At 58.4% G+C, this 18909-nt stretch carries 21 protein-coding genes; 9 read left to right on the top strand and 12 right to left on the bottom strand.

Going from position 1 to position 18909, the window contains the following annotated elements; genetic code table 11:
* Window positions 1-9: 9 nt before the first annotated feature.
* On the bottom strand, window positions 10-951 hold the full coding sequence (locus ABLV54_RS15110) for a LacI family DNA-binding transcriptional regulator (protein ID WP_004205142.1): 942 nt from the start codon (window positions 949-951) through the stop codon (window positions 10-12).
* Complete coding sequence (locus tag ABLV54_RS15105; protein WP_123811952.1) at window positions 935-1252, bottom strand: hypothetical protein; 318 nt, start codon at window positions 1250-1252, stop codon at window positions 935-937. The genes ABLV54_RS15110 and ABLV54_RS15105 overlap by 17 nt, the downstream gene beginning before the upstream one ends.
* Here ABLV54_RS15105 and ABLV54_RS15100 point away from each other — a divergent pair.
* From ABLV54_RS15100 to ABLV54_RS15085, 4 genes are all read left to right on the top strand, one after another.
* Window positions 1245-1559: a PTS sugar transporter subunit IIB gene (locus ABLV54_RS15100; protein ID WP_023291423.1), complete on the top strand. Its 315-nt coding sequence runs from the start codon at window positions 1245-1247 to the stop codon at window positions 1557-1559. The two genes, ABLV54_RS15105 and ABLV54_RS15100, sit on opposite strands and share 8 nt — an antisense overlap.
* Before the next feature lie 11 nt (window positions 1560-1570).
* Window positions 1571-2893, top strand: a complete 1323-nt coding sequence (locus ABLV54_RS15095; protein ID WP_050533506.1) for a PTS sugar transporter subunit IIC — start codon at window positions 1571-1573, stop codon at window positions 2891-2893.
* A gap of 98 nt (window positions 2894-2991) precedes the next feature.
* Window positions 2992-3294, top strand: coding sequence for a PTS lactose/cellobiose transporter subunit IIA (locus ABLV54_RS15090; RefSeq protein WP_004205145.1), 303 nt, complete (start codon window positions 2992-2994; stop codon window positions 3292-3294).
* Window positions 3295-3438: 144 nt separating this feature from the next.
* Window positions 3439-4818: a carbohydrate porin gene (locus ABLV54_RS15085; RefSeq protein WP_048326094.1), complete on the top strand. Its 1380-nt coding sequence runs from the start codon at window positions 3439-3441 to the stop codon at window positions 4816-4818.
* Window positions 4819-4966: 148 nt separating this feature from the next.
* On the opposite strand, the gene phnV is transcribed toward ABLV54_RS15085, so the two are convergent.
* The 5 genes from phnV to phnR form a co-directional block, all read right to left on the bottom strand.
* Entirely contained in the window at window positions 4967-5764 is a 798-nt protein-coding gene (phnV, locus tag ABLV54_RS15080) for a 2-aminoethylphosphonate ABC transport system, membrane component PhnV (protein WP_050533507.1), read from the bottom strand.
* A 2-nt stretch (window positions 5765-5766) separates the two neighbouring features.
* Entirely contained in the window at window positions 5767-6627 is an 861-nt protein-coding gene (gene phnU / locus ABLV54_RS15075) for a 2-aminoethylphosphonate ABC transporter permease subunit (protein ID WP_004202231.1), read from the bottom strand.
* Window positions 6627-7739 carry a 2-aminoethylphosphonate ABC transport system ATP-binding subunit PhnT gene (gene phnT, locus ABLV54_RS15070; protein ID WP_032456759.1) on the bottom strand — a complete coding sequence of 371 codons (1113 nt, stop codon included), beginning with the start codon at window positions 7737-7739 and terminating at the stop codon, window positions 6627-6629. Before phnT ends, phnU begins: the two co-directional genes overlap by 1 nt.
* A gap of 5 nt (window positions 7740-7744) precedes the next feature.
* Window positions 7745-8758 (bottom strand): 2-aminoethylphosphonate ABC transporter substrate-binding protein, encoded by a 1014-nt coding sequence (gene phnS / locus ABLV54_RS15065; protein WP_004202233.1) that lies wholly within the window; start codon window positions 8756-8758, stop codon window positions 7745-7747.
* Window positions 8759-8936: 178 nt separating this feature from the next.
* Window positions 8937-9656 carry a phosphonate utilization transcriptional regulator PhnR gene (phnR, locus tag ABLV54_RS15060; protein WP_004202235.1) on the bottom strand — a complete coding sequence of 240 codons (720 nt, stop codon included), beginning with the start codon at window positions 9654-9656 and terminating at the stop codon, window positions 8937-8939.
* A gap of 141 nt (window positions 9657-9797) precedes the next feature.
* Between phnR and phnW the strand changes: the two genes are divergently transcribed.
* Both phnW and phnX read left to right on the top strand, forming a co-directional pair.
* The gene (gene phnW / locus ABLV54_RS15055) at window positions 9798-10901 is read left to right on the top strand and encodes a 2-aminoethylphosphonate--pyruvate transaminase (protein ID WP_050533508.1); all 1104 of its coding nucleotides are present in this window, start codon (window positions 9798-9800) and stop codon (window positions 10899-10901) included.
* A gap of 9 nt (window positions 10902-10910) precedes the next feature.
* The gene (gene phnX / locus ABLV54_RS15050) at window positions 10911-11720 is read left to right on the top strand and encodes a phosphonoacetaldehyde hydrolase (protein ID WP_050533509.1); all 810 of its coding nucleotides are present in this window, start codon (window positions 10911-10913) and stop codon (window positions 11718-11720) included.
* Here the strand turns inward: phnX and nepI are convergent.
* Window positions 11717-12910 carry a purine ribonucleoside efflux pump NepI gene (gene nepI, locus ABLV54_RS15045; protein WP_050533510.1) on the bottom strand — a complete coding sequence of 398 codons (1194 nt, stop codon included), beginning with the start codon at window positions 12908-12910 and terminating at the stop codon, window positions 11717-11719. The genes phnX and nepI overlap by 4 nt on opposite strands.
* A 211-nt stretch (window positions 12911-13121) precedes the next feature.
* Here nepI and ABLV54_RS15040 point away from each other — a divergent pair, with 211 nt between their 5' ends.
* Window positions 13122-13481: a type II toxin-antitoxin system RelE/ParE family toxin gene (locus tag ABLV54_RS15040; RefSeq protein WP_032456762.1), complete on the top strand. Its 360-nt coding sequence runs from the start codon at window positions 13122-13124 to the stop codon at window positions 13479-13481.
* Window positions 13465-13788: a DNA-binding transcriptional regulator gene (locus tag ABLV54_RS15035; protein WP_004173862.1), complete on the top strand. Its 324-nt coding sequence runs from the start codon at window positions 13465-13467 to the stop codon at window positions 13786-13788. Before ABLV54_RS15040 ends, ABLV54_RS15035 begins: the two co-directional genes overlap by 17 nt.
* A 109-nt stretch (window positions 13789-13897) precedes the next feature.
* On the opposite strand, the gene ABLV54_RS15030 is transcribed toward ABLV54_RS15035, so the two are convergent.
* Window positions 13898-14422 (bottom strand): polyketide cyclase, encoded by a 525-nt coding sequence (locus tag ABLV54_RS15030; RefSeq protein ID WP_050533511.1) that lies wholly within the window; start codon window positions 14420-14422, stop codon window positions 13898-13900.
* 102 nt (window positions 14423-14524) lie between these two features.
* Window positions 14525-14977 (bottom strand): DUF1198 family protein, encoded by a 453-nt coding sequence (locus tag ABLV54_RS15025; RefSeq protein WP_048298591.1) that lies wholly within the window; start codon window positions 14975-14977, stop codon window positions 14525-14527.
* Window positions 14978-15082: 105 nt separating this feature from the next.
* Between ABLV54_RS15025 and ABLV54_RS15020 the strand changes: the two genes are divergently transcribed.
* Window positions 15083-15988 carry a LysR family transcriptional regulator gene (locus ABLV54_RS15020; RefSeq protein ID WP_050533512.1) on the top strand — a complete coding sequence of 302 codons (906 nt, stop codon included), beginning with the start codon at window positions 15083-15085 and terminating at the stop codon, window positions 15986-15988.
* A 48-nt stretch (window positions 15989-16036) separates the two neighbouring features.
* On the opposite strand, the gene uhpT is transcribed toward ABLV54_RS15020, so the two are convergent.
* Both uhpT and ABLV54_RS15010 read right to left on the bottom strand, forming a co-directional pair.
* The gene (gene uhpT / locus ABLV54_RS15015) at window positions 16037-17428 is read right to left on the bottom strand and encodes a hexose-6-phosphate:phosphate antiporter (protein ID WP_050533513.1); all 1392 of its coding nucleotides are present in this window, start codon (window positions 17426-17428) and stop codon (window positions 16037-16039) included.
* 145 nt (window positions 17429-17573) lie between these two features.
* Window positions 17574-18902: an MFS transporter gene (locus ABLV54_RS15010; protein ID WP_004202243.1), complete on the bottom strand. Its 1329-nt coding sequence runs from the start codon at window positions 18900-18902 to the stop codon at window positions 17574-17576.
* Window positions 18903-18909 lie beyond the last annotated feature (7 nt).

The raw sequence follows: 18909 nt of genomic DNA, 5'->3' as shown, positions 1-18909 counted from the left end.
GAGCGACGATCAGTGCTTTGGAATAATTAAATCACCGCGCAGCGGGCTGCCGCCCGGGTTGTCCGTTTTCTCGGTCAGCCAGTTGACGATCCGCGACGCCATCGCGTCCATGGAATATTCAATCGCCGGGATAGTCGGGATTCCGGGCAGCTGTAACGATCCGGCGAGGCTAAACACCATCACATTTTGCGGAACGGCGCGGTTAAACGCCTGCAGCTGCGGGACCACGCGCTGCGCCTGCAGCTCATCGCTCACCAGCAGCGCGTTAAAGTTCAGTGTCGTGGCGTTATTGACCAGCTCCTGCACCGCCACCGACGGCGAGGTGTTATCCAGAAACACCAGATTGCGATTAAACGGCAAAAAGTTTTTTTCCAGCGCATGCTTGTAGCCCAGCAGCACCTGATCGGCAAAGCCGCTGCTCTGCGGATGGATCAGCGCAATCTGCCTTCTGCCCTGGCTTATCAGATAGTGGCAGGCGGTTTCGGCGGCGAAGGCGTGATCGAACTGAATGCTGTTTTCGCCCTCGCTGTCGAGGCAGTCCACCAACACCACGTCCGGGCGGTTAATATTCAGAGGAAAACGCGCGCCGATGATCAGCACGTTATCGCACAGCCCGCAGGTTAACTCCTCCAGCGAGTTCATCACGCCGCTGCTGGTGTTGGCGAAGCGTAGCAGCAGGTGCTTCTGGTGCTGGCTGAGCTGTTTTTCCAGGGCGTAGAGATAGCTGGTGGTTTGATTGATATTGTCCTGGGCGCAGATGACGCCGATGCAGCCGGTGGACTGGCTAAGCAACGACTGGGCTATCATGTTTGGCCGGTAATTGAGCGCTTCCGCCGCCTGCAGCACCGCCTGACGACTGGCTTCCTTCACGCCACGTGAGCCGCTCAACACTCGCGACACCGTGGCTTTGGAAACCCCGGCAAGTCGTGAAACATCATTGATTGTCGACATCATTTTCCCCTGCGCGGGCGCCGCGTCCCGCCAAAATCCTGTAAACCTGAATCGCTTCAATTATGACCAGCGCAGTATATCCATTTCGCCATTTGTTTGGAAACCGATTTTCCATTTCAGCGCAAAACATCGCCAAATCGACAGAATAATGTGAGCCAAATCCAATAAATCCGCCCCATAAGCAGGAGATCTTGACCACTATCACAGTTCTGCTTTTTATAAATGGAAACCGGTTTCCGTCTGATATCAAATCATCCACGCAATAACTTTTTACATTTTGAGGATGGTCGTCGATGTACAAGATTATGCTGTGTTGCTCAGCCGGAATGTCCACCAGTCTGCTGGTCAGAAAGATGGTGGAGGCGGCGAATGAACGTGATCTGCCGGTGCAGATTGATGCCTATGGCGTTTCCGAATTTGACATCCAGTTTCCGCAGTATCAGGTGGTGTTGCTAGGCCCCCAGGTGAAATACATGTTGAAAACCCTGTCTGACAAAGCGGCTTCCCTGAACATTCCCGTTCAGCCCATCGATACGATGGACTACGGTATGCAGCGGGGAGACAACGTCCTGAATTATGCTCTGTCGCTGATCCCAGCGGCGCACTGAGAGGTGTTGAAATGAGTTATCTGTATCAGTCCATGATTGCCGTGATCGAGCAATCTATTACTCCGCTGGCAGGACGCCTTGGGCAGCAGAAATATGTTATCGCTATCCGCGATGGCTTCACTGCCGCATTGCCGTTTATGATCATCGGCTCTTTCATGCTGGTATTTATCTTTCCGCCGTTTTCACCCGAGACCACCAACGGCTTTGCCCGCGGCTGGCTCGATTTCTCCCAGCACTACCGCGAACAGCTGATGCTGCCGTTTAACCTCAGCATGGGCGTAATGACCTTCTTTATCTCGGTCGGCATTGGCGCCAGCCTCGGTCGTCAGTTTCAGCTGGATCCGGTGATGTCCGGTCTGCTGGCGTTTATGGCCTTCCTGCTGGTCGCCGCGCCCTATGCCGATGGAAAAATTTCCACTCAGTATCTGTCCGGACAGGGCATTTTTACCGCCCTCATCACCGCCATCTACTCCACCCGCGTCTACGCGTGGCTGAAGCAAAACAACATCACCATTCGACTGCCGAAAGAGGTACCGACCGGCGTCGCTCGTTCGTTTGAAATCCTTATCCCGGTGCTGGTGGTGATTGGTACTTTGCATCCGCTGAACCTGTTTATCGAAGCGCAGACCGGGATGATCCTGCCGCAGGCGATCATGCATCTGCTGGAGCCGCTGGTTTCCGCATCCGACTCGCTGCCGGCGATTTTGCTCTCCGTCCTGATGTGCCAGATTTTCTGGTTCGCTGGGATCCACGGCTCGCTGATTGTCACCGGTATTATGAACCCGTTCTGGATGGCTAACCTCTCGGCAAACCAGGCGGCGCTGGCGGCCGGCACGGTGTTGCCGCACGTCTATCTGCAGGGCTTCTGGGATCACTATCTGCTGATTGGCGGCGTCGGTTCGACCCTACCGCTGGCCTTCCTGCTGCTGCGTAGTCGGGCCACGCATCTGCGCACCATCGGCAAGATGGGTATCGTGCCGAGCTTCTTTAATATCAACGAGCCGATCCTGTTCGGGGCGCCGATCATCATGAACCCGATGATGTTTATCCCCTTCGTCTGCGTACCGATGGTCAACGCGGTGCTGGCTTACGGAGCGACGCGTCTTGGCTGGCTGAGCCAGGTGGTGTCCCTCACTCCGTGGACCACGCCGGCACCAATTGGCGCCTCGTGGGCGGCCAACTGGACGCTGAGCCCGGTAGTGATGTGCCTTATCTGCATGGTGATGTCGGCGGTGATTTACCTGCCGTTCCTGCGCGCCTATGAACGTTCCTTAATGAAAACCGAAGTTGAGAAAACCAAAAATAGCGTTCCGGTGGCAGAAACCGTTAGCTAATTCCTCTCCGCCCCGGAGAGATAATATGATGGCAGCGTAATAATGCAGAAAAAGGACTTTCACTGCATTATTAAATAATAAAGACCTCAGGAATACACATGATTGAATTAGAAGATGCGGTAATGGAAATTATCGTTAATGCGGGACAGTCACGCTCATTATGTTTTGAAGCGCTACATGCGGCCCGAACCGGAAATATCGACGAAGCGCGTTTACTGTTAAATGAAGCCGACGGTTACGCCCGTCGGGCGCATCAGATGCAGACCCAGCTCATCGAGCAGGATGCCGGTGAAGCGCGTCAGCCTATGACGCTGATTATGGTACATGCCCAGGATCATCTGATGAATTCGCTGCTGGCCCGCGAGTTCTCAGAAGAATTAATCCATCTGTACCAGCGTTAATTAATATGGAATAACGCCTGCGAGAATATTATTCTCCGGCGTCGCTGTACCCTAAAAAACAAATCAGCTTATTTTGGCTATATATTTTAGCCAGAATGGGATGGTTATTATCTGAAATATATTAATTATTAAAGCGAGATAACCATGAATACTGTGAAAAAACTGCCTTTAGCCATGGCGGTTGTCGCCGCGCTGTGCCCAATTTCCGTAATGGCGCAAGAATTTACTCAGGAACAGATCGACGCCATCGTCGCCAAAGCCGTTGATAAAGCGCTGGCCGAACGCCAGGCGAAAATCGACGCCGCGGCCGACAAAAAGGTCGACGTGATCACCAACCCGCAGACCACCGCCGCCTCGCCGGATATGGCCATTCCGTTCGGCCTCAAGTTCAGCGGCTACGCCCGCTATGGCGCCCACTTCCAGACCGGCGACCAGAAATATGTCGGCGTCGACGGCTCCTATAACGGCGCCTCGGCGATCGGCCGCCTGGGCAACGAAAGCAACGGCGGCGAATTCCAGATCAGCAAGGCCTTCAAAAGCGCGCAGGGGGCTATCTGGGATCTTAACGTGATGTTCGACCACTGGAGCGACGAGGTTAACCTGAAGAAGGCCTACGTCGGCGTCACCAACGTGCTGGAATCCAACCCCAACGCCTATATCTGGGCCGGCCGCGACTTCCACCAGCGTCCGCAACAGGGGATCAACGACTACTTCTGGATGAACCACGACGGCCAGGGCGCCGGGGTGAAGAACTTTGATATCGGCGGCGTACAGTTCGACGTGGCGGCGGTGTCGCAGGTGAAATCCTGTAGCCCCGAAGTGATGGCCGACGAGACCAACCCGTCGCGCATCACCTGTACCGGCAGCTCCGATACCGGCGACAACGGCCACTACGCGCTGACCACCAAAACCCACAACATCAAGGCCGGGCCGATCGACGTCGAGGTGTACGCCAACTACGGCTTTGACTCGAAGGCGGTGGACAGCGACGCGCGCCTCGAAGCCTGGCAGGGCGGCCTGGTGCTGAGCCACACCAACGACAGCGGGGTGAACAAGGTGATCCTGCGCTACTCCGACAACTCGGATAACAGCGTCTACAACAAAACCGACGACCTGACCACGGTCTACGCCAGCTTCGAGGGCAGCCATAAGTTCACTCAGCAGGCGCAGGTGGAATATCTGCTGGCCTTCCACGACTACGACAACGGCAGGGACAACACCGACAACCGCAAGAACTACGGCGCCATCGTGCGGCCGATGTATTTCTGGAACGACGTGCACTCCACCTGGCTGGAAGCGGGCTACCAGCGCGTGGACTACGACCAGGGCGGGGATAACCATGGCTGGAAGCTGACGCTGTCGCAGAACATCGCCATCGGCATGGGGCCGGAGTTCCGCCCGATGCTGCGCTTCTACGTGACCGGCGGCCAGGTGGACAATGAGCATACCGCGAAGGTGAACGGCACCCAGGACCAGCAGCTGGATTCGCTGAACGTCGGCGGGATGTTTGAGGCGTGGTTCTGATGCGATAGCATTGCCGAAGGAGCGTTCCCGGCTGGCGCTACGCTTAGCCGGGCTACGACTGAGGAGGCCTGCGGGATCCCCCCCAGGCCCGCGCAAGCGCAGCGCCGCCGGGCAGTCAGCCCCGTGCCCTGGTGGCGTCATCAATTCTTTATCTCTGGCTTAATCGGCGGGCGATACGCTCCAGCTTCATCATCAACAGCAGCGTGACGCCCACCAGCACGATGGTCAGCGCCGAGCCATCGGCGATACTGCCGCGATCGGTCAGGCTGAAAATGGTCACCGGCAGCGTCGTCCAGCCCGGCGGATAGATCATCACCGTCGCCCCCAACTCCCCCATCGACAGCGATAAACTCAGCGCCAGCGCCGAGATCATCCATGGCGTCATCAGCGGCAGCGTCACATGGCGCAGGCGGTACCACGGTGAAGCGCCCAGGCTGGAGGCGACGTTTTCAATATCAGCGGAAATCCGCGCCAGGCCGGTTGTGACGTTGCTGAAGGTAAAGGCCGAGATCAGCACGAAATGCGCCGCCAGGACGATAAAGAAGGTGCCGTTCATCTGCAGCGGCCCCTGGCTGAAGGCCACCAGAATGCCCAGTCCCACTGAAACCGAGGGGATGGCGCTGGGCAGATAAAACATCAGCCCAAGATGTTTCTGCAGCTTCGCGCCAGTCTGGCGCAGCGCCAGCGCCGCCCACATCCCGCACAGCAGCGCCAGCAGGCTGGCGCAGAAGCCCACCACCAGGCTGGAAAACAGCGAATCCCACGCCGCCCCGCGAAACGCGTTAACAAAGTGGGCAAAGGTAAAGCCGGTGGGCAGCAGGCCGTTCCATTGTTTACTCAGGCTGGAGAGTAAAATCACCGCCAGCGGCAGCAGGAAAACGCCGGCAAAAAGCGTCACCGCCAGCGCGCCCGCCGCCGCGCGGCCTTTACGCGACCAAATCAACATCGTTAACTCCTTACGCCAGTGCGCACCGCCGCCAGCCGATAGAGCATAAACAGCCCCAGCGACAGCAAAATATTGATCAGCGCAATCATGCAGGCCACGCTGTAATCCGACTCCAGAATCGCCTTGCTGTAGACCATCATCGGCAGGGTATTGACCCCTTTGGCGCCAATAAACAGCACGATACCGAACTCGTTAGTGGTCAATAACAGGCACAGGCTGCCCCCCGCCATCAGCGCCGGCAGCGCCGCCGGGAAGATAACCTGGGTAATCACCCGTAACGGATGAGCGCCGAGAATACTCGCCGCTTCCAGCTGGCTCTTATCTATCTGCCGCAGTCCCGCCATCAGCGGGCGCATCACCAGCGGCGTAAACACGGTAATCTCCGCCAGAATCACGCCGTTAATCGAATAGAGGAAGTCTACCGGCGGCAGTTCAAAAGCAAACAGCGCCATCAGGGTGCCGTTGAGCAGCCCCGCCGAGCCGTAAATAAAGGTGAACGCGAGAGTGATAAGAAAGGTCGGCAGCGCAATAAAAGTATCAATGACCCGGCCCACCAGTTGGCTGCCGGGGAACGGAATAAACACCAGAATCAGCGCCAGGACGCTGCCGAGCACCAGGCAGCCAAGGGTGGCGAACACCGCAATCTGTAAGGTATTGAGCAGCGCGCCAATAAAGCGCTTAGAGTCGATCACCTGCCAGAAGGTCTCGAGGCTCAGGTTGCCGCTGGCGTCGCGTAACGCCTGTTCGGCGATCAGCAGCAGCGGATAGAAAAACAGCGTCGCCAGCACCAGCAGCGGCAACGCCAGCCACAGGTAAGGGCGCAGGTTTCGCGCCGGACGCGCAAGCGTGAGGGTTTGCGCCATCATTGCACCTCGATCAGAACCGCATCGCCAGGTTCGAAGTAGAGCGCCAGCTTGTCCCCCGCGCGCGGCAGTGGGTTGACCTGAGTCATGACGATCCGCACCGCTTCGCCCGCGACGTCGCACAGCAGATGCGTCAGATCGCCCTGCCAGTGCACCGACATCAGGGTGGCGTTGAGGCGATTACTGGTTGCCGATCGCGGCGCCAGGCTCATGTGCTGCGGGCGAATGCATAACAGCTTATTGTTGCCATGCAGGCCGCCCCGGCTGAAGGCGTTAATCAGGCCGCCGCCGCAGCTTACGCTAACCAGCCCCGGCTCGGGGCTGTCTTTCAGCGCCGTCGCCTGCAGGATATTGGCGCGGCCGAGGAATTCGGCGCTAAAGCGGTTCGGCGGATAGTGGTACAGCTCGTGCGTTTCACCGTGGGCGATCAGCGACCCGTCTTTCATAATGCCGATTTTGTCCGCCAGGGTCAGCGCTTCGGTCTGATCGTGGGTAACGTAGAGGATGGTCAGCTCCGGCAGTTCGCGGTGCAGACGGGCAATCTCTTCCACCATGTTATGGCGAATTTGCGCGTCCAGCGCCGACAGTGGTTCATCAAGCAGTAACACCCGAGGACGCACGGCAATCGCGCGGGCTATCGCCACGCGCTGCTGCTGGCCGCCGGAAAGCTGATGCGGATAGCGGGTGGCGTAGTCCGCCATACCGACGATTTTTAAGGCTTCGGTCACCCGCCCGGCGATAAGCCCCCTGGGCTGCTTTTGCGCCCGCAGGCCGAAGGCGACGTTGTCTTCCACCTTCATATGAGGAAACAGCGCGTAGTTCTGCACCACCATCGCCAGCCCGCGCTGGTAAGGCGGCAGGTGGGTGACGTCCGTGTCGCCGATCAGGATCCGCCCGCCAGCCGGTTGCACAAAACCGGCAATCGCCCGCAGCACGGTGGTTTTCCCGGAACCGGAAGGGCCAATCAGCGCCAGCACTTCACCGGGCTCAATGGTCAATGACAGCGGTTTTAAGACCACGTTGCCGTGGTAGGAAACGCGCAGCGAGTCCAGGGTGATCCCGGAGGTCCCCGCCAGCGACGGGGAAGAGATGACGGTGGTTTTCATTAACATCAGGCTTACTCGCTATCGGTCACTTTATGCCAGCGGGCGATATCCGCCGAGAGAGAAACCGCGACGTCGTCCCAGTTGGGTTCCCAGCGCTTCACGCCGTCGAGCGCCGCCTGCGCTGCCTTAAAGTTAGCGTCATCCGGCGCCACGTCGTTGCGCACCGGTAAGCCCCAGGAGCGCGCGCTGACGCTGGATTGCGCCGGTTTATCCAGCAGGAAATTAATCAGCTTCTTGCCGTTTTCGCTGTTCGGTCCGTTCTGCACCAGCCCGATGGTGTAGGGCAGCGCCAGCGCGCTGCGCTCGCCTTTGTCGTCCGCCGGCCAGAAGATTTTGACGTTCGGGTTACGCGCCATCTGCGACAGGTTCATCTGCAGATCGCCGTTGGCGACGTACAGCTCGCCTTTGTTGACCAACGCCGTCAGCTTGCCGGTGGAGGCCGATGGGCCGACGTTATTGGCCTGCAGCTTGCCCAGATACTCGAAGCCGGCATCTTTGCCGCCAAGGCTGTGGAAGGCCTGCAGCATCACCGCGGTGCCGTCCCCCGCCTGGCCCGGCGTGGAGTACTGCAGCTTATTCTTAAAGCGGCTATCCAGCAGATCCTGCCAGCTGGCCGGCGCGGTTTTCAGCAACTGGCCGTTATAGATGAAGGTCAGATAGTTGTTCACCAGCGGCGAATAGCGGTCATTGGCGCCGGGGATCTGCGCGCTGCCCTGTGGGGTAAAGGTGGCCAGCAGCTGCTCTTTCGCGGCGCGCTGGATAAACGGCGGCACCGTGACCAGCACATCGGCCTGCGGATTGGTGCGCTCCTTCGCCAGACGCTCGACGATCGCGCCAGAGCCGCCTTCCACATACTGCACTTTGATACCCGTCGCTTTGGTGAAGGCGTCGAACTGGCTCTGATACCAGCTATTATCGCCGTCATGCAGGCCGTCGGCGGAGTAAACCGTGACGACGCCGTCCGCCCAAACCGGGGAGCTGGTCAGCGCGAACAGGGACAGCAGAGCAAGTCGGGAGAGTTTCATCGTGTTAGCCTCATCGCAGTTAGTTGTTCTGGTGTAGACCAGATTTGCGTTCACGCTACCGAGGGTTTATGACAAAACGATGAAAGAAGTGTGTCGAAAGAGTTAAAGCGAAGGGGATACGTCGCCCCCGGTTAACGCTGACGCCACCGGGGATACGGGAAGGGTTAATACAATAAAATCAATGGGTATCGACTTCGATCCGCAGGCTGTCATGCCGCCAGTATTCGATATCGTAATCAAGAATACGCCCGTGCTGATCGTAATTCAGCCTGCGCAGCAGCAGCGCCGGGCGCCCCTCCATCACCCCCAACGCCTCTGCGGCCTGCGGCGGCATGGAGGTGGGATAAAACGACAGATGCATACTGGTATAGATCAGGTCGTAGTGACTCTGATAAATCTCGGTCAGACTGCCATTGAGATCGTGGCGCAGCAGCTCCGGCACCCGGGCCGGCAGGCAGTGGTTTTCGCAATAGCACACCGGACGCCCGTCGGCATAGCGCAGGCGGGTCAGCAGGTAGACCTGATCGAAGGGCTGCAGCGCCAGCGGCGCCATCACATCCAGCGGCACGGCGGTTAAGCGGCCATCAAGCAGCACCGTTTTCGGCTCACGTCCCTGTTCGAGACACAGCTTGTGGAAGTTGGTGTTCTGCGTCGGATCCAGCCACAGACGCTCCGGCGTCACAAACCAGCCGCGGCGGTCGGCGCGGTAGATCACGCCGCTGGCCTCCAGCTGCGCCAGGCTCTCGCGCACGGTGATACGGGTCGTGTTGAACAGCGCGCACAGCTCGCGCTCGGAAGGCAGCTTATCGCCGCTTTTCAATGCGCCGTTTTGAATACGCGCCTGCAGCTGCGCCTTAATCATCAGGTATTGCGGCATCTCGCCAGAGGGTGATTTCATGTTTACTCGCTGCCACGTTTGGTGCGCTCATTATACATAGCCAGATGAATTTTTTGTTGCAGCGCCACATTTCCTTTGACCCTGCCCCGGCTTTGTCTCCATGATAAATATCAATCTGGTATAGACCAAATGGTGAGACAAATGACTTCACGGAACTACCTGCTGCTGACCCCCGGCCCGCTAACCACCTCCCACACGGTGAAAGAGGCGATGTTGTTCGATAGCTGCACCTGGGATGATGATTACAATCTCGGCGTGGTACAGACCATTCGCCAGCAGCTGGTGCAGCTGGCCACCCCGGCCGACGGTTATACGGCGGTGCTGTTGCAGGGCAGCGGCAGTTACGCGGTCGAAGCGGTGCTCGGCAGCGTCATCGGCGAACAGGGCAAAGTGCTGATCGTCAGCAATGGCGCCTATGGCGCGCGTATGATTGAGATGGCGCAGCTGATGGGCATCGCCTTTCATCCTTACGATTGCGGCGAAGTCGCCCGTCCGGACGCGGCGGCGATCGCGCGGATCCTGCAGGATGACCCGATGATCACCCATATCGCGATGGTGCATAGCGAAACCACCACCGGCATGCTCAACCCGATCGAAGAGGTAGCCGCGCTGGCGAAGGAGTATGGCAAACGCTATATCGTCGATGCGATGAGCAGCTTCGGCGGCATTCCGCTGGATATCGCCGCGCTGAATATTGACTATCTGATAAGCTCCGCCAACAAATGCATTCAGGGCGTGCCGGGCTTCGCTTTCGTCATCGCCCGCGAATCGGAGCTGGTCACCTGCAAAGGCCGCTCGCGCTCGCTGTCGCTGGATCTTTACGCCCAGTGGCGCTGTATGGAGGATAACCACGGCAAGTGGCGCTTCACCTCACCGACCCATACCGTGCTGGCCTTCGCTCAGGCGCTGAAAGAACTGGCCCAGGAGGGCGGCGTCAGCGCCCGCCATCAGCGCTACAGCCACAATCAGCGCCGACTGGTCGCCGGAATGCGCGCGCTCGGCTTCCGGACGCTGCTTGATGACAGCCTGCACTCGCCGATCATTACCGCCTTTTATTCACCGGACGCGCCGCAGTATCGCTTTCACACCTTCTACCAGAAGCTGAAAGATCAGGGCTTCGTTATCTATCCGGGCAAAGTGTCGCAAAGCGATTGCTTCCGCATCGGCAACATCGGCGAAGTCTACGACGCCGACATCACCGCCCTGCTGGCGGCCATCAACAACGCCATGTACTGGAAACAATAAGGAACCGCCATGAACCGTATCACCGCACTCATCCTCGACTGGGCCGGCACCACCGTGGACTTCGGCTCCTTCGCGCCGACGCAAATTTTCGTCGAGGCCTTCCGCCAGGCCTTCGATATTGAGCTCACCCTTGAAGAGGCCCGCGTGCCGATGGGGCTTGGCAAATGGCAGCACATTGAGGCGCTGGGCAAACTGCCGTCGGTCGATAGCCGCTGGCAGGCGAAATTTGGTCGGCCAATGACGGCTGCTGATATTGATGCGATCTACGCCGCGTTTATGCCGCTGCAAATCGCTAAGGTTGTCGATTTTTCCGCTCCGATCGCCGGCGTGGTCGACACCCTCGCCGCGCTGCGCGCCGACGGACTGAAGATCGGCTCCTGCTCTGGCTATCCGCGCCCGGTGATGGAAAAGCTGGTTCCAGCCGCCGCCACCCAGGGCTATGCCCCGGACCATTGGGTCGCCACCGATGACCTTGCCGCCGGTGGGCGTCCGGGCCCCTGGATGGCGCTGCAGAACGTAATTGCCCTGGGCATAGACGATGTGGCCCACTGCGTGAAGGTCGACGACGCCGCGCCGGGCATCAGCGAAGGGTTACATGCCGGGATGTGGAGCGTCGGCCTGGCGGTGTCCGGTAACGAATTCGGCGCTACCTGGGAGGCGTACCAGGCGATGTCGAAAGAGGAAATCGCCACCCGTCGCGAGCGGGCGGCAGGCAAGCTGTATGCCGCCGGGGCGCATTATGTGGTTGATACCCTGGCGGACCTGCCGGAAGTGATCGCCGACATCAACGCCCGGCTGGCAAAAGGCGAACGGCCTTAAGCGGGTGAATTCACCTTCACTTTGGCCGCCACCAACAGGCCGGTAAACAGCATTAATACCCCTGACAACACCAGCGGCGACAGCAGCCCTAAGTGGTCAAGCGCAATGCCGCCGACCGCGGCGCCGCAGGTGTTGGCCAGCTGGATCACCGCCACCTGAATCGACCCGGCTTTTTCCGCCTGATCGGAGAGTGAACGGGTGATCCACGTTGACCACCCCACCGGGATCAAGGCGAACGCGAAGCCCCAGATAATTGCCACCGTCGAGGCGACGATTTTGCTTTCTCCCCACAGCACCAGCGCCGCCGCGCAGGCGGTCAACACCAGCGGCGCAATCGCCAGCGCCGCTTTCACCGAGCGTTTGAGCAGCACCGAGGAGAGCGACGTGCCGATGAAGCTGGCGATACCAAAGCTCAGCAGCACCAGCGTCAGGCCATCGACATCAAACCCGGCGAGGGTCATGTAGAGCGGGCGAATATAGGTAAAAAAGGCGAACTGTCCGGCAAAGGCCATGAAAATGGCGCACATGCCGGCCATCACCCCCGGCCGCTTCAGCAGGCCAAACATATTTTGCTGCTGAGCCGCCGATTCACCAGGCAGCGACGGCAGCGCTTTCAGCACCCAGAGCGTACACAGTACACCCATCACCGCCGCGCCGTTAAACACGTTGCGCCAGCCGATAAGCCCGCCAAGGAAACTGCCCAACGGGGCGGCGATCACCAGCGCGATGGATACCGCGCCGAAGATAATCGACAACGCTTTCGGCACCACGCGCATCGGCACCAGCCGCATGGTCAGCGAGGCTGACATCGCCCAGAAACCGCCGAGCGCCAGCCCCAGACAGGCGCGTCCCAGCAGCAGCAGGGTGAAGCTATCGGCAAAGGACACCAACAGGCAGGAAAGGGTCAGCAGCAGCGAAAAGAGGATCACCACGTAGCGGCGATCGGTTTTGCCAATGACGGAAGTGATAAACAGGCTGGAAAACATCGCGACGAATGCCGTCGTCGTCACCGACTGCCCGGCCATCCCTTCGGAGATACCTAAATCCAGCGCCATCGGCGTCAGCAGACTGACCGGTAGAAATTCGACGGTAATCAGGCAGGCGACGCAGAAAGCAACCGCGAAGACCGCCGACCAGTTTGGTCGCGCGAGTTCGCGTGCATGGGGTTTGGCTTCATTTGAATAACTCATGAGTGACCTGCGAAGAAAGTGGCGGAAAGCTGCGCAGTGTAACATTTTGTTTGTGACGCATTTAACGTTTTCGCAACTATTCTCGCTTTTCATAAGAGGATGCGTAGCTGCTCGCATGTTTAAAAAAACGATGCTTGCTATCGCTTTAACAAATCTCAGGAGAATTTAATATAGCACTATGTGCTATACTTTTAACGACAGGATGTCAGCAATGCGTATCTTCAAAACCAAATGGTTCGCCAGAGAGGCTAGCTCTCATGGCATTTCCGACGACGAGCTCTATCAGGCAATTCAATCTGTGCTTCAGGGCAAGGTGGTTGATTTAGGAGGAGGGGTTTATAAAAAGCGACTCAACAAGAATCGCGATCGCGCAATCATCCTTACCAAAAGCGCAGGGTATTGGTTTTATACCTTTCTATATGCCAAACAGGATATGGCCAATATCAACCATCGCGAGTTAATGGGTTTTCGTGAGTTAGCAAAACACTATGCCAATCTCTCTGAAGAGAAAACGACGGTCTTAGTTAAAAGTAAAGAACTGGTGGAGATTTGCGATGACAGCAAAAAATAAATACAAAAGCCCGGCTTTCGAAGCGATCCATAGCGCTGCGTCGGGGCTATTCAGCGTTGGCGCAATCCCACAGGAAACAATGCGCCATTTTGATGAATCATGTCTCGGTAGCGTAGCCGCACTTCAACCCATTGAAATTAAAGCGCTACGTGAACAACTCAATGTTAGCCAACCCGTGTTCGCTCGTTATCTGAATACCAGCGTGTCTACCGTGCAAAAATGGGAGACTGGCGCTAAGCGACCAAGCGGAATGTCATTAAAATTGCTTAGCGTCGTACAAAAACACGGCCTGAAAATCCTACTGTAGTTATTCTGCCGGATGGCGCTTACGCTTATCCGGCCTACAAGGAACACAAGGAAGACAAAGGTTTGAAGCACAGGCCGGATAAGGCGCAGCCGCCATCCGGCACTCGGATTTACTCGCCGCGAGCCGATTTCACCAGCCCGCAGATCCACTCCTGGTGGCCGTTAATCATCGGATTGGGCAAGGTACGCGCCAGCTCCTGCGCCGGAACGCCCTTTTGCGACTCCTGGGTGAGGATACGCACGCGCCCGCCGGGCAAATCTTCAAACAACCACGCGTGGATCACATCAAGCCGCGTTGTTGCATCCCCTTCCGCCCAGCCGTGCCAGGCTACGCGCGCCGCCTGGCCGGCAACGGGAGGAACATATTCGGTAATCTGCGCCTCAATCGGAAAGCCGAAGGTGCTGAAGCTGAAGCGGGCGTTGGCGCTGAGGTTCGGGCCGCTGCCGTCATGGAAATGGATATCGGCAACGTTGCTGTAATAGCCCGGCCACAGCGTGGTGTCATCGAGCTGTGCCCAAATCTCGGCCGCCGTCAGGCCGCTGACGATAATTTCATTGGAGGCAAAGTTGTCGGTCGTACCCGGCAGATACTCTTCCGGCCAGACAATGGCGCTTTGCTGTAGAGACTGTTTCATGTTTCACCTCGTGAACGATTGATATAACGAGGTTAATCATGCGCCGGGCAGTGATATAAAGCGAATCACCATCTTTGATGACCATCATAAGCAAGGGTGATATCAGTGCAGCCAGTGCACGCCCTCTTCCGGCAGGAACAGCGCATTATAGCGTTGCTGCAGGTGATACAGATCACTGACATCCGGGTCCAGTTCGCGCAGAAACCCTTGCGCCAGACGGATCTGCGCATCGGTAATCGGCGCCGCTAAACGCGCTTTTTGCATCAGGCGATACCAGTCATGCAGGTTTTTTTCGCTGGCGTCAACGATAGCGGTCTGCCAGATGAGCAGCACCTGGGCGGCATTCTGCAGATGCGCTTCATTTGGTCGCTCGAGGTAGCGCAAATACTCATGACCGGCGGTTTTGCCCAGCTGATCGATCATCGATTCCACCGGAACAGGCGTCATGCCCAGGCGTTCGCTCAGACGACGAATCGCGCGGCGTGAATCAGAGGTAAGCACCCGAAATCCCACAACAAACACCACTACCAGGGTGGCCAGTCCTATCCAGATCATGCATCCTCTCATCCAATCGCGGCCTCACTATCATAATGGGAATTTGCCTGCTGTCGACTGCCGGACGTACCATAATGTGACTTATCGCGTTTGCGGATGGCTATCATGAAATCTGATATCAGAAACCTCGATCTCAACCTGCTGAAAGCCCTGGATGCGTTGCTCGATGAGCGCAGCGTCACCCGGGCGGCAGCGCGGCTAGCACTCACCCAGCCAGCGGTCAGCGGCATGCTCACTCGCCTGCGCGACGCCTTTAATGACCCGCTGTTTATCCGCGCCCCGCACGGCATGGTGCCGACGCTGCGCGCCCAGGCGTTGGCGGCTCCGGTAAAGCAACTGCTGACCGATGCCGAAGCCCTGCTGCAACCCGCGGTTTTCGATCCGCTGGAGGCTGACTTCACCTGGACCATCGCCGCGACGGATTATGCGTTGAAAGCGGTGATCGTGCCATTTATCGCCGCGCTGAAGCCAATGGCGCCGGGTATCCGCGTGCGCATTATTCCCGAATCTCCGGCCACGCTGCTGGCACAGACCGAACGCGGCGAAGTGGATATTGCGTTGTTAACGCCCCACGATACGCCGCCGGAACTGCACAGCCGGGCGCTGTATCAGGAAGAGTATGTCTGTCTGCTGCGCGAAGACCATCCCCAGGCCAACCAGCCGCTAACGCTAGACCGCTTCTGTGCGCTGGAACATGTTCTGGTTTCATGGCAGGGCGATAGCTTTCGCGGCGTGACCGACGACGCACTGGCGGCGCTTGGTCGGACCCGGCGAGTAGGATTGTCGGTCAGCAGTTTTCTGGTGTTGCCGGAAGTGCTGGCGGTGAGTGACATGATTGCCGTAGTACCACGCAGGCTGGCGAAAATGGCCAGCGGCATGAAAATCGCTACTCCGCCGCTGGCGATCCCCGGGTTTACCAAAAGTATGGCCTGGCACGAACGCAATCATCGCGATCCGGCTCAACAGTGGCTGCGGGAGCTGCTGCTACAAACCAGCCAGCAGAAACGATAAAAAAAGCCCGGCGCAATGGCCGGGCAAGGTTACCAAATACCTGGTGAATCAGGCAGTCTGCAAAATACGGTTCTTTTTCTCGCGGCGAATTTTACGCTCTTCGAAGATAGCCACGATGGCCATCAGGCAGGTACAGCCGATGGCGGCGGCGTCCAGCGCCGCAAAGGTGCCGGCCCAGCCGGTGAGGCCAAAGACCGGGGTGCCGTCGGCGATCATCCCGAGGCCCAGCTTGGCGAAGCTATCGCCGATCAGATAGGCGAAAGTGCCCTTGATCCCATCGGCGGCGCCGATCGCTTTTTTCGGTACGAAGCCAACGGCGGCAACGCCAATCAGCAGCTGCGGGCCAAACACCAGGAAGCCCAGCGCAAACAGCGAAGCCAGATAGACGTACTGATTGCTGGCATGTTGATAAACGCCGAGAGTGGCGATAATCAGCGCCAGCGCGATGCAGGCCACCAGCGCGCGGCGGCCGTTGGCCAGGTCCGACAGCCAGCCCCACAGCAGCGTGCCGACCAGGGCACCGACCTCAAACAGGGTAAACCCCTGAATCGCCACCTCTTTCGACAGCTTCAGCTCCTGGAAGGCGTACACGGTGGACCATTGATCGATACCGATACGCACCACGTAGAGGAAGATGTTGGAGAAGCACAGCAGCCAGATCACTTTGTTTTTCAGCACGTACTCAACAAAGATCTGCCACTTGGTCATCGCGTTTTCTTCGGTCTCTTTATCCTCTTCGCTGATCGCTTCGCCAAACAGCTCCTCCGCCGTGCCGAGGCCGTAGGATTCCGGCGAGTCGCTACCGTAGCGCAGGCCAATAAAGCCGACGATCAGCGCAATAATCGACGGGAAGATAAACATGCCGATCACGTGGCCGTCGAACAGATAGTTGGCGCCAAACAGCGCCACGCCCGCCGCGCCGGCGCCGCCGAGGTTGTGAGAGATATTCCAGAAGCCGAGGAAGGTGCCGCGTTTGCGTCGTGGCGTCCATTTGGTGATGGTGGAATAGCTGCACGAGCCGCCGGTGCTCTGGAAGAAGCCGCTTAGCGCATAGAAGGCGATCATCAGGAACAGGCTGGTGAAACCCGCACCCATACTGGCGCTAAAGCCCAGCATGCAGATGGCGGAGAGGATCAGCATAAACGGCAGGAACTGCTTGGTGTTTTTGCCATCGGCATAGTAGGAAACCAGGGTTTTCCCTACGCCGTAGGTAATGGAGAAGCCCAGGCCAATCATCCCCAGCTGGGTCATGCTCAACCCGTAGGTGGAGATCATGTCGTTCTGCGCAATATTAAAGTTCTTGCGGATCAGGTACATGGTCAGGTAGCCAATGAAGACCACCAGATAGGACTGCATGAAAGGTTTGAACCACATTTTGCGCCGCACGTCGAGCGGCAGATCCAGGGTCGGCTTACGAACCTGATTCAGAAAGGCCAGCATGGGTATCTCCTGAGCTGATTTTTTATGCCTGCGTCATAGCCAGGCATTGTAAAAATCAGCGCGCCGTCTGGCCTGAGACGGCGTCCAGGTGAAACCGGGAAAATTTCTTAGTTTTGCCCCATTCGCGGCGAAAGAGTGAGATGCATCACGCTTCACTGGCGGCGCGCGGCGCCTGCGCGTTTAAGAACGGCAGCAGCAGCAGCGCGGAAATGCCGGCGGCAATCGCGATCGCCACGAAGAATCCGGTCCAGTGCCAGATATCCATTACCTGCGCCAGCGGCCAGCCGGAAAGCGACGCGCCAAGATATGCGAACAGGCCGACAAACCCGGTAGCCGCCCCGGCGGCCTCTTTATGCGAACACTCCGCCGCCGCCATGCCGATCAGCATCTGCGGGCCGAAGACAAAGAAACCGGTGGTGAAGAAGCAGGCCGCCTGCATCACGTAGCTGGCGAACGGCATCAGCCACAGGCCGCCAACCGACAGCAAAATGCCGGCGGCGAAGATCAGGTTCATCGGTCCGCGATTGCCGTTAAACAGCTTATCCGAGCCCCACCCCGCCACCAGCGCGCCGATAAATCCGCCCAGCTCGAACATGGTCACCGCCGAGTTAGCGGTCACCAGATCGACGCCAAGCGTCTCCGACATATACAGATTGCCCCAGTCGTTAATCGCCGCCCGCACCACGTACACCAGCACATAGCACAGCGACAGCAGCCAGATATAGGGGTTTGCCAGCACGTATCGGGTGAGGATCTCTTTGCGCGTCAGCCCGGCGCCCTCCTGCTGCTGGGCAATCTCCAGCGCATCGTGACGCCAGTCGCCCACGGCGGGTAGCCCCACCGCCTGCGGACGATCGCGCAGCCGCCAGCACAGATATAATCCGGCGAGGATCGCCAGGCCGCCGGCGATGGTCATCCCCGTGCGCCAGCCGTAATGTAGCGCCGCCGCTCCCACCACCATCGGGATCAGCGCGCCGCCCACGTTATGCGCCGTATTCCACAGCGCCCACCAGCCGCCGCGTTCGGTGCGTGAATACCAGGCCGTCAGCAGCCGGGCGCAGACCGGCGAGCCCCAACCCTGAAAGAAGGCGTTCAGTGCCCACAGCAGGGCGAAGGCCCACAGTGAGGAAGAAAAACCGAACAGAATATTCACCACCCCGGTGGCGATAAGCCCCAACCCCATAAAATAACGGGCATCGGAGCGGTCGCTGACGATACCGGAGAAAAATTTCGACAGTCCGTAGGTGATGTAAAACAGCGTGGCCAGCAGACCGATATCGCTGCGGGTTAGCACGTTGCTGGCGAGAATGTCAGGCACCGCGGCGTTAAAGCTTTTGCGGGTGAAATAGAACAGCGCGTAGCCCAGCCAGATGGTCAACAGGATATGGCGGCGCCAGTAGCGATAACGCGCATCAAGCTCGCGTTTATCGCTAATCGGCGCAGCGTCAGGCGGGGCTTTTAAAAAGGCGAACATCAGCGAT

It is taken from the genome of Klebsiella sp. JB_Kp042 (genome assembly GCF_040065275.1).
Taxonomy (GTDB): Bacteria; Pseudomonadota; Gammaproteobacteria; order Enterobacterales; family Enterobacteriaceae; genus Klebsiella; species Klebsiella quasipneumoniae.
The sequence above is the reverse complement of the archived record's forward strand: the minus strand, read 5'-3'. Positions and strand labels throughout refer to the sequence as shown.